Source organism: Roseovarius atlanticus (assembly GCF_001441615.1).
GTDB lineage: Bacteria > Pseudomonadota > Alphaproteobacteria > Rhodobacterales > Rhodobacteraceae > Roseovarius > Roseovarius atlanticus.
The window spans coordinates 108032-122100 of sequence record NZ_LAXJ01000023.1 but is presented as its reverse complement, the minus strand read 5'-3'; the positions used below and the strand labels follow the sequence as shown (position 1 = coordinate 122100).

Genomic DNA, 14069 nt, shown 5'->3' with positions numbered 1-14069 from the left:
GAAAATTGGTCTAAAATCTAGGACCACCTCTCTGCCCCATGATAAACGCCCGCCGTTTCCGGCGGGCGTCGTCTGTCCTGCGGTATGTGTAGGGTGGATTTCAAACCCACCGTTCACCGATCACAGTTTTTCGGTCAGTTCGGGGACGGCTTCGAACAGGTCGGCGACCAGGCCGTAATCGGCCACCTGGAAGATCGGGGCCTCTTCGTCCTTGTTGATCGCGACGATGATCTTGCTGTCCTTCATGCCCGCAAGGTGCTGGATTGCACCCGAGATGCCGACGGCGATGTACAGGTCAGGCGCGACCACCTTGCCGGTCTGGCCGACCTGCCAGTCGTTCGGTGCAAAGCCCGAGTCGACGGCGGCGCGGGATGCGCCAACGGCGGCACCCAGCTTGTCGGCCAGTTTCTCGATCAGTGCGAAATCGTCTTCCGAGCCAACGCCACGGCCGCCCGACACGACGATGCCGGCCGAGGTCAGTTCGGGGCGATCGCTTTCGGCGACCTTGTCTTCGACCCATTCCGACAGGCCCGAGGCGGATGCGCCGCCCACGGTTTCCACGGCGGCCGAGCCACCGGTGCCGGCTGCGTCAAAGCTGGCGGTACGGAAGGACACGACCTTTTTCGCGTCACCCGATTTCACCGTCTGGATCGCGTTGCCTGCGTAAATCGGGCGCTCGAACGTGTCGCCATCGACCACGCCCGAGACGTCGGTCAGCATCATCACGTCCAGCAGCGCGGCCAAGCGGGGCAGCACGTTCTTGGCGTCGGTGGTGGCAGGCGCCACGATGTGGTCATAGTCACCGGCCAGCGACACGATCAGATCGGCGGTGGATTCCGCCAGGCGATGACCCAGCGCGGGGTCTTCGGCGACCAACACCTTGGCCACGCCGTCGATCGTCGCGGCCTCTTTGGCGGCGTCGGCAGCAGATGCGCCTGCGCACAGAACCGTCACATCGCCCAGGGCCTTGGATGCGGTGACCGCCTTTGCGGTCGCGTCCATCGACAGTTCACCATTGTTGACTTCGGCAAGAAGAAGAACAGCCATCACACCGCCCCCTTTTCCTTGAGTTTCGCAACCAGCTCGTCGACCGAGCCAACCATTTCACCGGCGGCGCGTTCGGCCGGCTCGGACGTCTTGACCACGGTCAGGCGCGGGGTGACGTCGACGCCGTAATCGGCGGCGGTCTTTTCATCCAGCGGCTTTTTCTTGGCCTTCATGATGTTGGGCAGCGACGCATAGCGCGGTTCGTTCAGGCGCAGGTCGACGGAAACGACGGTCGGCATCTTGACCTTGATGGTCTGCAGGCCGCCATCGACTTCGCGGGTGACGACGGCACTGTCGCCATCGATACCCACTTCGGAGGCAAAGGTCGCCTGGCTCCATCCGAGGATTGCCGACAGCATCTGGCCGGTGGCGTTCATGTCGTTGTCGATCGCCTGCTTGCCGCAGAGAACCAGACCGGGCTGTTCCTCTTCAACGACCTTGGCAAGGATCTTGGCCACGGCCAGCGGCTCGATGTCGGTGTGCACGTCATCCGCTGCGACGACCAGGATGGCGCGGTCCGCACCCATGGCCAGCGCGGTGCGCAGGGTTTCCTGCGCCTGCTTGATGCCGATGGAGACGGCGACGACCTCGTCGGCCTTGCCGGCCTCTTTCAGGCGGATGGCCTCTTCGACAGCGATTTCGTCGAACGGGTTCATCGACATTTTGACATTGGCAAGATCGACACCCGATCCGTCCGCCTTGACGCGGACTTTCACGTTGTAGTCGATCACGCGTTTGACAGGCACAACTACCTTCATCCATGGTCTCCTTGAGTTTTGCGATAAGGTTTCATCCGAGCTAACGGTCTCTGAATTCGGGTTTTCGCTTTTCCGAAAACGCTTTCATGGCTTCTGGAAAATCATGCGCGCACAGCAGGACGCTTTGGGCATCACGCTCGATGTCCAGCGCGTCCAGATAGCCACACTCTGCGGAGCTGCGCATCACACGCTTTGCAGTCTGTACGCCGAACATCGGATGCGGGGCGATTTCCCGGGCGATCTCAAGCGCCCGCGCCTCGACGTGCTCGGCCGAAACGCACTCTTCCACGACGCGCAGGTCCTTGGCGGTTCGCCCGTCGATCTCACGACCGGTAAGAACGAGCATCCGCGCCACCCCCGCGCCGGCGCGTTGCTGAAGCAGCCAGCTTGAACCCGTATCCGGACAGCCACCGACGCGCGCAAAAACTTCGCACAGCCGGGCATCTTCGGCGGCAACGACAATGTCCGCCGACAAGGCCAGGCTTAGACCCGCGCCAAAAGCCACGCCGCATACCGCGGAAATCAGAGGTTTGCGAAACAGATAGGCCGCACGCCCGCCATCATGAACCTTGTCGACCATTTCGGACGTAGCCCTGGCCCCCCTGGCGACCTCGGACTGGAAGCCGACCAGATCCCCGCCGCTGCTGAAATGTTCGCCACCGGTCATGATGACAGCGCGGATCGTATCGTCTTGGTCGGCTTCTTGCAGGAGCGTCACCAGTTCCTTGACGAACGCAATGCTGTATGGGTTGCGCTTCCCCGGCTGAAGAAAGCGCAGGATGCCAATTGGACCATCCCTCTCAAGGCAAATAAGTTCGGTCATCTCGGCATCCATCAGGTTCCGGTCCAGTCCGGCGCGCGCTTTTCCGCAAAAGCCTTGGGGCCTTCGATTGCGTCATTGCTGGCATAGACGACCTCATGCAGGCGCTTTCCCTCTTCCAGACCACCAGCGCAGCCGAGATCCATCGTGGCCCGAACGCTGCCTTTTGCTGCCACAACGGAAAGCGGTGCCGCCCCGGCAATACGCTTGGCAAGCTCATGCGCCCGCGCCCGCACGGCGTCCGGGGAGTCTTCCAGGTAATTGGTAAACCCGTAATCGTGCAATCGTTCGATCGGCATCAGATCGCCAGTCAATACGATTTCCATGAGGATGGGTTGCGGCAGCATCGACAGCGCCGGAGCCGCCCAAGGCGATCCGCGCCCGATCTTGACTTCGGTAATGCCGACCTTGGTGCCCTTGAGGCCGACACGAAGATCGCAGTTAAGCGTCAGCATCATGCCGCCGGCCATCAGGGATCCGGTCATGGCCGCGATGATGGGCTTCTTGCAGGCGCGCATGGTTTTGTGAAACGGGTCGCGCATCTTGGACAGGATATCGACACCCTCGTCCCGCGCGATCTGGGTGGCTTCCTTCAGATCCAGCCCGGCACAGAACACGCCGCAATCGGCCGAGGTCAGTATTGCCGCGCGAATGCTGTCATCCGCCTCGATCTTTTCCCAGGCATCCGTCAGCCCGTTCGTTGCGGCCACGGAAAGTGCGTTCTTGCGTTCGGGCCGGTTGATACAGACGGTTGCGATGCCGTCTGCGATCTTCACATCAATGGGGCTCATAGCATTAACTTCGTTATTCATGGACTGTATTTGTGCGAAAAATCACCGCGGTATGGGTGCCGCGGGGAGGCTTGTGTTCATTCGACTGAGAACGACTCGGAGCTTTCTTTGATCACTTCCCAAACGATATCGAGGTAATCGGCGCTCCAGTCGGTAAGCGGAACCCAGGTCTCGCCATCCCACTGTTCGACCCGGGTCTTGCCACCGCCGCCATGGTCTTCCCCGGTCACCGTGACCGGCGCCATGAGACCGTTGCCGTCGAAGTTCTCGATCGCTTCATAGCCCGCTTTCATGCTCTCTGGCGTCAGCGGCCATCCGTTCTCCTCGATCGCGATACGGGCAGCTTCGAAACCGGCCGAATAGATCGCAAGACCGGTGTTGTAATAGACATCGTGCACCAAGCTCTCGGGGCCGCTGCCTTCGCCATTGGCATAGTAAGTATCCAGCATAGTCTTGACGAGTGGGACTTCCTGGCCGCCGGCCACGTTGGTGCCGCGAAGCAGGCCTTTCGCCTCTTCCGCGCCGATGTTCTCGATGTCGACTTCGTTCAGCCAGTTAACCGACAGATAGCGGTCGATCGGAAAACGATTGCGGCGCATTTCTTTCGACGCGACCACATGTCCACCCGCCAGAAGCCAACTGACTACATAATCAGGCTGGTCTCGCCGGATACTGCTCCATGCGCCGGCTTGGTCCGACCCGGGGAGCGGCACAGGATACAGCTCCAACTCAAACCCTTCCCTCTCGGAAAGCGTTTTCAGGATCTCGATCGGTTCCTGGCCAAAGGGGTAGTCCAGATAGATGAACCCGATCTTCGCGTCGCTCAGATCACCGCCCATCTGCTCCTTGATGAATGCAACGTCGTTCGCCGCCTGCTGCCAATAGGTCGGGCCGACCGGGAAAACCCATTCGAACACCTCGCCATCCACGGCGTCACCGCGACCGACGAACGATTGCATCAGGATGTTACCGTCTCTCATTGCACGGGGCAGAACCGCATTCGTGACCGGCGTGGACAGAAAGTTGAAAATGAATACACCTTCGCGCTTGAGCTGCTCATAGCATTCCACCCCGCGTTGCGGTTCATTACCGTGGTCGCGCACGATGATTTCAACCGGATGGCCTTCGATGCCACCGTTATCGTTGGTATACATCGCGAGGTCCTGAGCGGCCTGGGCCACCTGAGGCGAAATGAAGGTGTAGGACTTGCTGATGTCGAAGCAGAGTGCAAACCGGATCGGCTCCTTGTCCTGGGCGGCCGCGACTGTCGCCCCGGTCGCCAATACGGCGGTAAGGGCTACCGCCTTGATACACTGTTTGATCTGCATTGTTATCTCCTGTTGATTGATTGGCGGGCGACTTTATCGTTTGCGGGCGCGGCGCCGCCTCCCCGTGACGCCGCCCCATTGGCTAACTGCCCATCACTCTTTGTATTTGGATGAACTTTCCTTGACCACTTCCCAAACGACATCGCTGTATTCCGCGATCCAGTCGGTTTGCGGCACCCAGGTTTCTCCATCCCACATCTCGATACGGGTCTTGCCACCGCCGCCGTGATCCTCCGCTGTCACGGTAATCGGTGCCATCAGCCCATTGGCGTCATAGTTTTCAAGCGACTCCAGACCCGACTTGTAGGACTGTGCCGTGATCGGAAGGCCTTCCGACTCTGCCGCCCGTCGCGCGGCCTCGAAGATGATTGAATACATCGCCAGCCCGGTGTTGTAGTAAACGTCCTGGGTATTGACGAGCGGGCCCGAGCCTTCGCCGTTATCGTAGAGTTCACTGATGATTTCGGTCCGCAAGGCGATATCCTGCCCGCCCACGACATTGGTGCCGCGCTTCAGCCCGGCGGCCGCCTCTGCACCGATATTGGCGATATCCACCTCGTTCAGCCAGTTGACCGAAATGTATTTCTCCATCGGAATACGGTTGCGCTGCATCTCTTTAGAGGCAACCACATGTGCACCGCCGAGCATCCACGAGATCACGTGATCGGGCTTGTCGCGGCGCATTTTCGACCAGGCACCCGATTGATCACTGCCGGGCAACGGCACGGGGTAGAGCAGAAGCTCGAAGCCTTCTATTTCAGACAACGTTTCCAGGATCTCGATCGGCTCCTGCCCGAACGGGTAGTCGAAATAGATATAGCCGACCTTGACATCCGAAAGATCGCCATCGTGCAATTGCTTGATGTAGGCGATGTTGTTGGCGGCCTGTCCCCAATAGGTTGGACCAACCGGATAGACCCATTCGAAAACCGTCCCATCCACCGCATCGCCGCGGCCGACAAGCGACTGCATGAGAATGTTTTCGTCCTGCATCACGCGCGGCAGGATCGCCAGAGACACCGGTGTGGACAGCGTATCGAAGACAAAGACCCCCTCGCGGGTGAGCCGGGTATAGCATTCGATTCCGCGTTGCGGTTCGTTGGCATGGTCGCGTACGATGACTTCAACCGGCTTGCCACCGATACCGCCTTGCATGTTTATCAGCTTTGCCAGATCCATCGCAGCCTGAGAGACTTGGGGCGTGACAAATGTGTATGCCTTGCTGAGGTCATAGCAGACCCCCACCCTGAAGGGCTCGGCCGACGCCTGCGCCCCGGTGATCAATCCCCCCACCAGCGAAACTACGGCCAGTGCCTTGGTAAGTTGTTTCATCGTATTCTCCCTGAACAAAATTGGTCTAGTGTCTCAGCTCAGCCAGCGCTTGCGCCGACTGTAATGCTTGACGTTGTGAAAGTCGGTGCCTTCACCGCCGCCAAGATAGAATTCCTGGATGTCGGAGTTGGACTTGAGCGCTTCGGCCGTTCCGTTCATGACGACGCGGCCGTTTTCGATCAGATAGCCTTCCGAAACGATCTCCAGGGCTGCCAGAGCATTCTGTTCCACGAGAAGAACCGACATTCCCTCCTCCTGGTTGATCTTTTTGAGGATGCCGAAAATCTCGGCCACCAGATACGGAGCAAGTCCAAGGCTCGGCTCATCCAGCATCAGCAGGCTCGGCTGGGTCACCAGCGCGCGGCCAATGGCCAGCATCTGCTGTTCACCGCCGGACAGATAGCCCGAGAGCGAATTGCGTCGCTCGGCAAGGCGAGGGAAATAATTGTATATCTTCTCTTTTTCCCCATCCAGGTCCGAGTGGGACATGCCCATCGGTGCGGCTGCTGTGAGATTTTCGTCCGGGGTCAGATGTTCAAAGACGCGCCGTCCTTCGATGACGTGGCAGATACCCATTTCCACACGCTTTTGCGCGAGCATCTCGGTAATGTCGGTACCTTCGAACTTGATCTCCCCCCGACTAACCCGTCCGCGTTCGGCTTTCAGCAGACCGCTGATTGCTTTCAGCGTCGTGCTTTTCCCCGCGCCGTTCGATCCCAGAAGCGCGATCATCTCGCCCTTTGGCACCTGGATCGAGACACCCTTGATTGCCAGCATCACGTTGTCATACAGCACCTCGACACTGTTCATCGACAGTATGGGCTGGGCTTCGACCTCTTGTTGCATTGTCATTTCTCTTCACTTCCTGAGCTGATCGAAGGGCCAGACCATCAGATAGTCCCTGATGTTGCCATAGAGCTTGCCGAGCCCCAACGGTTCGACCAGAAGAATTATGACAATCAGCGCGCCATAGACCGCGTTCGGGATATGGGCGAGGGTTTCGACATTGATCTGCAGTCCAAGCGATTGGCTCGCCGTGAAGAACAGACCGTTCACCACGCCGGGTACGAGCAGGATCAGGGCAACGCCGAAATAGGATCCGATGATACTGCCAAGTCCGCCGACAATCACCATCGCAAGCACCTGGATCGAAACGTTCACCGAAAACTGCTCCGGCGCGGCGAGAAAAAAGAATGTCGCTACCAGCAAGGCACCGCTGACGCCCGCGATAAAGGATGACGTCGCGAAGGCGAGGATCTTGTAGTAGAAACTATTCACGCCCAGGATCGCTGCGGCAAAGTCTTTTTCCCGCACGGCAACCAGGGCGCGCCCGAGTCCTGTGCGTTTCAGATTCAGCATAAAAATCGTCACTAGCACGCACCATCCGAAGGCAACATAGTAGTAGCCGACATCGGACGTGATCTCCTGGCCGAGCAGTGCCAGTGTCGGAGATTGCAGCGACGCGTGCGAGCCGCCCGTAATCGCTGGCGAGTGGGTCAGAACCCAGTCCATCACGAATTGCATAGCGAGAGTAGTGAGAGCGAGGTAGAGGCCCTTGACACGCAAGGCGGCAAAAGCAAACAGGCTGCCGATCACGGATGACGTCAACCCGCCGATGATAAGGGCGAATTCCCACGGCACCCCGAAGCGCACGGCGTGGATCGCCGAATACGCGCCCACGGCCATCACCGCAGCATAACCCAGATGAAGCTGGCCTGCCCACCCCGTCACCAGGTTGAGCCCAAGCGCGGCAGCCGTCCAGATCAGCCACGGCAGCATGTAACTGTTCAGATAGAGCGACGGTATGATGAATGGCGCGGCAATGCCGATCAGGAAGATGAATGCAGCCAGATTCCGGTCAGCAGGCACTTTGAAGATTCGGCTATCCGAAAGGTAGTTGGCGTGATGGACGCCAGAAAGTCTGTAAAACATGCCTTATACCCTCTCGATGTCGTGACGACCAAACAAGCCGTGCGGGCGGATCATGACCGTAAGGATGAGCACAGCGGCGACGATAAGCTCACGGCTTCCGCCCCCGACAAGCGGATCGAGGAAATCAGCGCCGACATTTTCCACGACACCGAGGATAATGCCGGCGACCACCGCACCCAGAATACTGTCGAGGCCACCGAGAACGGCAACCGTCAAACCTTTGAGAAGCAGCAGCGACAGAGCCTGGTCGACACCCTGGATCTCGCCCCAAATGACCCCGGCTGCCACGGCGACGATCGACGCCAACGACCAGGACAATCCGACGCCGCGTTCAACCGAAATCCCGACCGACCAGGAAGCCATGTAGTCGTCCGCGATTGCCCGCAGCTTGATACCGGTCCGGCTGCGGAAAAACAGCATGAAGGCAACAAAAAGACCGATCGCGACCCCGGCACCGACAAGGTGAATACGACTGATGAAAATGTCACCGAGGAACAAGGGTTCATAACTGACGCCCAAATCCATGGATCGGGACGTCCCGCCCCAGATCGCGAGCGTCATGCCGCGCAGAAAAATGTCCAGCCCCAGTGTCATCATCAGGATCATGACAACCGGTCGGCCAGCAAGACGGCGCAGAGCAACACGCTCAATGGCAAATCCCAGACCAAACATGATCACCGCGGCAAGCGGGATGGCGAGCCATAGCGGCAGACCCAGGTCGCGCGCCAGAGCAAAAACCACATAGGCCCCGACCATCGTCAACCCGCCTTGCGCCAGATTGGGCACCGAGGAGGCCTTGTAAATCAGCACGAGGCCGATGGCGAAAAGCGAATATAGCAGCCCCGTCAAGGCACCGTTGATCGCAAGCTCTGTTAAAAAGACCCAATCCATTTACACCTCCCTGATGGGAAGGCTTCTTTCGACCTTCCCGACTTCCCCGGTCTCGTAAGTCACCTGGGCGCTTACATGGACCTCTTTTGAACCGTCGTAGAGCGCCGCGATAACATCGGTATAGCGTTCCTCGACGACCTTTCGACGCAGCTTTCGAGTGCGCGTGATCTCGCCATCGTCCGGGTCGAATTCCTTCGGCAGGCTGACAAAACGCTTGAGTTGCAGCGCCTCGGTCAGGGCCTTGTTCACCCGCAGGAAAGCTTCGTGTAACAGCGCGGCAACCTCGTCGCGCTGGGACAGATCGGAATAGGATACGTAGGGCACTCCGTTCACCTCGGCCCAGTGGCCGACGGCTTCGAAATCCACGCAGACCATCGCTGTCAGCTCGTCCCGTCCCGCGCCGACAACAGCGGCATCCTTGATATACGGGCTGAACTTCAGCCGGTTCTCGATATAGTTCGGAACATAGCGTTCACCCCCGCCGGTATGCATGACCTCGGAGATACGTCCCAACACCACAAGCTGACCGTTTTCCTCCAGATAGCCGGCGTCGCCGGTATGCAGCCACGCGCCCTCGAGGGTTTCGGCACTTGCTTCCGGCTTTTTGAAATAGCCGGCAAACACGCTCTCGGAACGCAACAGGATCTCACCGCTTTCATGGATCTTGACCTCGACGCCGGGCGCGGGCTTGCCAACGGTGTGCAGGCGCACCTCGTTCGGTGCCTGCATCGCGCTGATTGCGCTGATCTCGGTCTGTCCGTAGAACTGGCGCAGCTTGATGCCCAGGGCTCGGTAGAAGACGAAAGTGTCTTCGCCGATCGCCTCACCGCCGGTGAACGCATTCTTCAGGCGGCTCATACCGAACTGGTCCTTGATCGGGCCGAAGACGATCGCCTCGCCCAGAAATCTGCCCACCGGCTCCAACAGGCCGCCGCTCTTGCCGTTCAGTTTACGGGTCTCGGCGGCCGTGGCCCGATCCATGAAGAAGTGGTACAGCCACTTCTTCACCGGGGTTGAATCCTCCATGCCGACCTGGATCGTCGTCAGCATCTGGTCCCAGCTTCTGGGTGCTGCCAGGTAGAAAGTCGGGGCAATTTCACGCATATCCCGCACGACCGTTTCTTGCCGCTCCGGCACGTTCACGGTGAACCGGTACAACAGCGCCGCAGCGACCGTAATGGCGTAATCGCCGACCCAAGCCATCGGCAGATAGGCCAGGATTTCCTCGTTCTGGTCGAATGCGCCTGCCTCATGGCCGTTCCTGGCCGCCGCGAGAACGTTCCTCTGGCTCAGAACGACCCCTTTCGGCTTGCCGGTCGTTCCTGACGAATGCAAGAAAATGGCAGGATCGTCGGGTTTTGCCTTGTTCAGCAGTTCCTCTCGACGGTGCGGATCTTCGTTGAGATCGTGTCGGCCGACTTCGATCAGGTGATCCCATGACATGAGACCGTCGTCCTCATAGAACCCGAGCCCGCGCGTTTCATCGTAGATGACATGAGCGATGCCGCGCGCGCCCGCTTTCCGCACCTCGAGGATCTTGTCGACCTGCTCCTGATCCTCCGCGATGGCTGCAACAATATCGACTTCGCCAAGGAAATGCTGAAGCTCTTCAAGCGTCGCCCCCGGATAGGCCGGCATCGCGTAGGCCCCGAGCAGCGAAACCGCAAGCATACCCTGGTATAGCCGCGCACGGTTGTCGCCCAGAATGAGCACGGCCTTGCCCGGCTTTACACCGAACTTCCGAAGACCGGCCGCGCAGGCCAGAACCACTTCCACATACTCGGCCCAGGTGCTTTCTTTCCAGATTCCGCGCTCTTTCTCGCGAATCGCGATACTCGATCCATGGCTTGACGCGTTCCGCGCCAACAGTTTTCCGAATGTCTCGTTGGCGGTATTCTGCAATGTTGCTCCCTCAGCCATGCGACCCTCCAACGTATGCTTCGATCACCCTGGGATCCCTTACGACTTCCTTCGGAACGCCGCTGGCGATCATTTCGCCGTAGTTCAGTGCTAGCATGCGGTCGCAAATGCCGATGATGACATCCATGTGGTGCTCGATCAGAAGGACGCTGACGCCGCGTTCGGCCCGCGCGTCCAGAATGAAGCGGGACATATACCCCTTTTCTTCTTGGTTCATGCCCGCCATAGGCTCATCGAGAATCAGCATCTTCGGTTCTGCAACCAGCGCGCGCGCAAGTTCGACCCGCTTTTTCAGCCCGATCGGAAGCCCATCGACCATCTCGTGCCGGATGCTCTCAAGCTGTAGAAACTCGATCATCTCTTCGACGATCTTGCGGTTCTCGAGTTCTTCGCGCTGCGCGGCCCACCAATAAAGCGCCGTGCGCAGAACGCCCGGTTTCATGTGGATGTGCCGCCCGAGGAGGATGTTGTTCAGAACGCTCATCCCGTTGAACAGGGCGAGGTTCTGAAAGGTTCGGGCGACCCCGAGCTTTGCAACCTTGTGCGGCGCCGTGCCCGTGATTTCATTTCCCGCCAGCCGGACAGTGCCGACATTCGGAGGGTAGAACCCGGTGATCGCATTGGTAAGCGTCGTCTTGCCGCTGCCATTGGGACCGACAAGGCCGAAGATTTCCTTAGGTTGAATGACGAGATCCACACCTGTGACAGCGACGATACCGCCAAACCGCCGTTCAATCCCGCGGCACTCCAGTATTGCCCCATCACCGGTACCGACATCTGTTGTTCTTTGCGTCGTCATCTGGATCCTGTTGTCCCCCGCTAGGTTCGTCGCTTTTGTCAGGAAATCCGGAAGTAGTCCGGTCGTCCTGTCGGCCAGGGGTCCCCCCACATCTGTTGCCCGCCGTCGATGTTCAGAACTTCCCCGGTCACGAATTTCCCGGAACTGGCCGCCATGTATACCACACCTTCTGCGACATCCCATTCGTCGCCGGCGTGCCGCATCGGGTTGGCGTCCTGAAAGGTTGCCGCGCCCTCCTCGGAATAGTTCCCGAAACCGTTGCTTTCGCAGCAACCCGGCGCCACGCAGTTCACTCGGATATCGTGCGGGGCCCACTCCACCGCAACCGATTTGGACAGGTAAACTACCCCTGCCCGGGCCGCACACGTATGCGCGATGCCGGGCATGCCGCGCCAAATATCGGCCACGATGTTGACGATGGAGCCCGATTGCTTGTTGGCAACCCAGTGGCGCGCCGTGGATTGCATCATCCACCAAGTGCCGTTGAGGTTGGTATCGATGACCGCATTCCAGCCCTTTGGACTAAACTCCAACGCGGCTTGCGGAAACTGACCCCCAGCATTGTTCACCAATACGTCAATCGCCCCGAACTCCTGGTTCGTCTTGGCGACAAAATCCTCGACCTGCTCAGGCTCCCGGATGGTCATAGGCACAGCGAAAACTCCGCCCCCGAACCTTTCGAGGAACTCCCTGGCCAAAGCCAGCTTCTCTTCGTTGCGTCCATTGATCGCCAGATTGGCTCCAAGCCTCGCGAACAGAGTCGCAATTGCCAGCCCCAATCCGCCTCCAGCGCCGGTCACCACAACGGTTTTACCGCTGAATAAATCGCTCGCGTAAACGGTTACACGTTTCGACAGGTCCTCCATCGAAGACCCGAACTGCGTCTTAAGCATGACGCCTCCTCCCATTCCCCATTAGGGGCATTTGCCAATAATCTAACGTGTGTTAGAAAAATGGTCAAGACATCTTTTCCCACCAGCCCCACCCGTTATCTCCGATCAGTAAGACTTTGGAAGTCCAAGGGCTTTTTTGCTATGAACGACAAAAGCATCTGCGGTGTCACCGGCACGATGCGGAACAGCAGAGCCTCCCGTGCCAGTCGCTCCACGTGATATTCCTTGGCGTATCCGAATTCGCCAAATGTAATTTGCGCGGCTTCGGTCGCCTCGACCGCGGCGTCGGCGGCCAAAAGCTTGGCGGCGTTCGCCTCGACGCCGCAGGGTTCTCCCTCATCCTAGAGGGCTGCAGCGTGCATCACCATGAGATTGGCAGATTCCACCCGCGCCCAAGCTTTGGCGAGCGGATGCTGAACACCCTGATTTTGGCCGATTGGGCGGTCAAGAATCACACGTTCGTTTGCATAATGCGCCGCTCGCGCCAGTGCGTTGCGCGCAATACCGATGCATTCTCCGGCCACCAGGATGCGTTCGGGATTCAACCCGTGCAGAATTTGCCTAAAGCCTTTGCCCTCCTCCCCGATCAGGTCCTCAAACGGAATCGGCAACCCATCGATGAAAACTTCGTTCGAATCGACAGCCTTTCGACCGATCTATTCTATCTCTCGCACATCGACGAAATTTCGGTCGAGATCTGTATAGAACACGCTCAGCCCTTCGGTCGGGCTGCTCACATCCTCTCGCCGCGTTGTTCTGGCCAGAAGCAACATCTTGTCCGCCACCTGCGCGGTAGAAATCCAGACTTTCTGGCCGTGCACGACATATCTTTCCCCCTGCCGCGCCGCCATGGTCTTCAGCCTTGTGGTATCCAGCCCCGTCGTCGGTTCGGTCACGGCGAAACACGCCTTTTCGTCACCCGCGATCAGAGGGCCAAGCATGCGCGCGCGCTGCTCGTCCGTTCCAAATTTCACCACCGGGTTTAGCCCAAATATGTTCATGTGGATGGCCGAGGCTCCGCTCGCGCCGGCCCCCGACTCGGCAATTGCCTGCATCAGAATGGTTGCCTCGGTGATCCCCAGACCCGCGCCGCCGACAGCTTCTGGCATGGCGATACCTAGCCAGCCGCCCTCGGCCATTGCCCTGTGCAGATCATGGGGAAAACCACCGTTACGATCCCGGTCCAACCAGTAGTCGTCGTCGAACGTTGCGCAAATTCGCAGAATCTGGTCGCGAATCCCTCGTTGGTCAGCGGTCAATCGAAATGTCATAGCGACCCCCCTCCTTCCAATCTTACGAGCCCAGCCTCACACAGGGCAGTGATCCGCTCATCGTTAAAACCAAGATCACGCAGAATGCTTTGGCTGTCTGCGCCAGGCGGTCGCCCCAGTCAACGAAGCTGACCGGGCGTCGCGCTGAGATGAGGGACATTGAGGCTTCATCGGGTTCCGGCCTGACATAAGGCGAGACACACGGACCGTTCGCGCTCTGTCGTCTTGTGGGACAATGCGCGCGCCACAGGTTGACGGCGCGCGTGGGTGCCGCCCAAGGGTCGGAG

Annotated in this window: 13 protein-coding genes and 1 pseudogene; all 14 read right to left on the bottom strand. The window is 59.1% G+C overall.

Annotated features, from left to right (window positions below; translation table 11 throughout):
• Positions 1-120: 120 nt before the first annotated feature.
• On the bottom strand, positions 121-1047 hold the full coding sequence (locus XM53_RS18095; RefSeq protein WP_057795878.1) for an electron transfer flavoprotein subunit alpha/FixB family protein: 927 nt from the start codon (positions 1045-1047) through the stop codon (positions 121-123).
• Positions 1047-1805, bottom strand: coding sequence for an electron transfer flavoprotein subunit beta/FixA family protein (locus XM53_RS18090; protein WP_057795877.1), 759 nt, complete (start codon positions 1803-1805; stop codon positions 1047-1049). The genes XM53_RS18095 and XM53_RS18090 overlap by 1 nt, the downstream gene beginning before the upstream one ends.
• A 40-nt stretch (positions 1806-1845) precedes the next feature.
• Positions 1846-2628, bottom strand: a complete 783-nt coding sequence (locus XM53_RS18085) for an enoyl-CoA hydratase/isomerase family protein (RefSeq protein ID WP_057795893.1) — start codon at positions 2626-2628, stop codon at positions 1846-1848.
• A gap of 11 nt (positions 2629-2639) precedes the next feature.
• Positions 2640-3416, bottom strand: coding sequence for an enoyl-CoA hydratase/isomerase family protein (locus XM53_RS18080; RefSeq protein ID WP_057795875.1), 777 nt, complete (start codon positions 3414-3416; stop codon positions 2640-2642).
• A 77-nt stretch (positions 3417-3493) separates the two neighbouring features.
• The gene (locus XM53_RS18075) at positions 3494-4744 is read right to left on the bottom strand and encodes an ABC transporter substrate-binding protein (RefSeq protein WP_057795873.1); all 1251 of its coding nucleotides are present in this window, start codon (positions 4742-4744) and stop codon (positions 3494-3496) included.
• A gap of 93 nt (positions 4745-4837) precedes the next feature.
• Complete coding sequence (locus XM53_RS18070) at positions 4838-6076, bottom strand: ABC transporter substrate-binding protein (RefSeq protein WP_057795871.1); 1239 nt, start codon at positions 6074-6076, stop codon at positions 4838-4840.
• Between the two features lie 33 nt (positions 6077-6109).
• A complete protein-coding gene (locus XM53_RS18065) occupies positions 6110-6922 on the bottom strand; it encodes an ABC transporter ATP-binding protein (protein WP_057795869.1) in 813 nt (270 codons plus the stop codon).
• Between the two features lie 12 nt (positions 6923-6934).
• A complete protein-coding gene (locus tag XM53_RS18060; protein ID WP_057795867.1) occupies positions 6935-8008 on the bottom strand; it encodes a branched-chain amino acid ABC transporter permease in 1074 nt (357 codons plus the stop codon).
• 3 nt (positions 8009-8011) lie between these two features.
• Positions 8012-8899: a branched-chain amino acid ABC transporter permease gene (locus XM53_RS18055; RefSeq protein ID WP_057795865.1), complete on the bottom strand. Its 888-nt coding sequence runs from the start codon at positions 8897-8899 to the stop codon at positions 8012-8014.
• A complete protein-coding gene (locus XM53_RS18050) occupies positions 8900-10819 on the bottom strand; it encodes an AMP-dependent synthetase/ligase (RefSeq protein WP_057795863.1) in 1920 nt (639 codons plus the stop codon).
• Positions 10812-11618: an ABC transporter ATP-binding protein gene (locus XM53_RS18045; protein ID WP_057795861.1), complete on the bottom strand. Its 807-nt coding sequence runs from the start codon at positions 11616-11618 to the stop codon at positions 10812-10814. Before XM53_RS18045 ends, XM53_RS18050 begins: the two co-directional genes overlap by 8 nt.
• Positions 11619-11656: 38 nt before the next feature.
• Positions 11657-12511, bottom strand: a complete 855-nt coding sequence (locus tag XM53_RS18040) for an SDR family oxidoreductase (protein ID WP_057795859.1) — start codon at positions 12509-12511, stop codon at positions 11657-11659.
• 95 nt (positions 12512-12606) lie between these two features.
• Positions 12607-13035: pseudogene (locus tag XM53_RS23790) on the bottom strand (acyl-CoA dehydrogenase family protein).
• Between the two features lie 132 nt (positions 13036-13167).
• On the bottom strand, positions 13168-13782 hold the full coding sequence (locus XM53_RS23785; RefSeq protein WP_236544553.1) for an acyl-CoA dehydrogenase family protein: 615 nt from the start codon (positions 13780-13782) through the stop codon (positions 13168-13170).
• Positions 13783-14069: the final 287 nt, after the last annotated feature.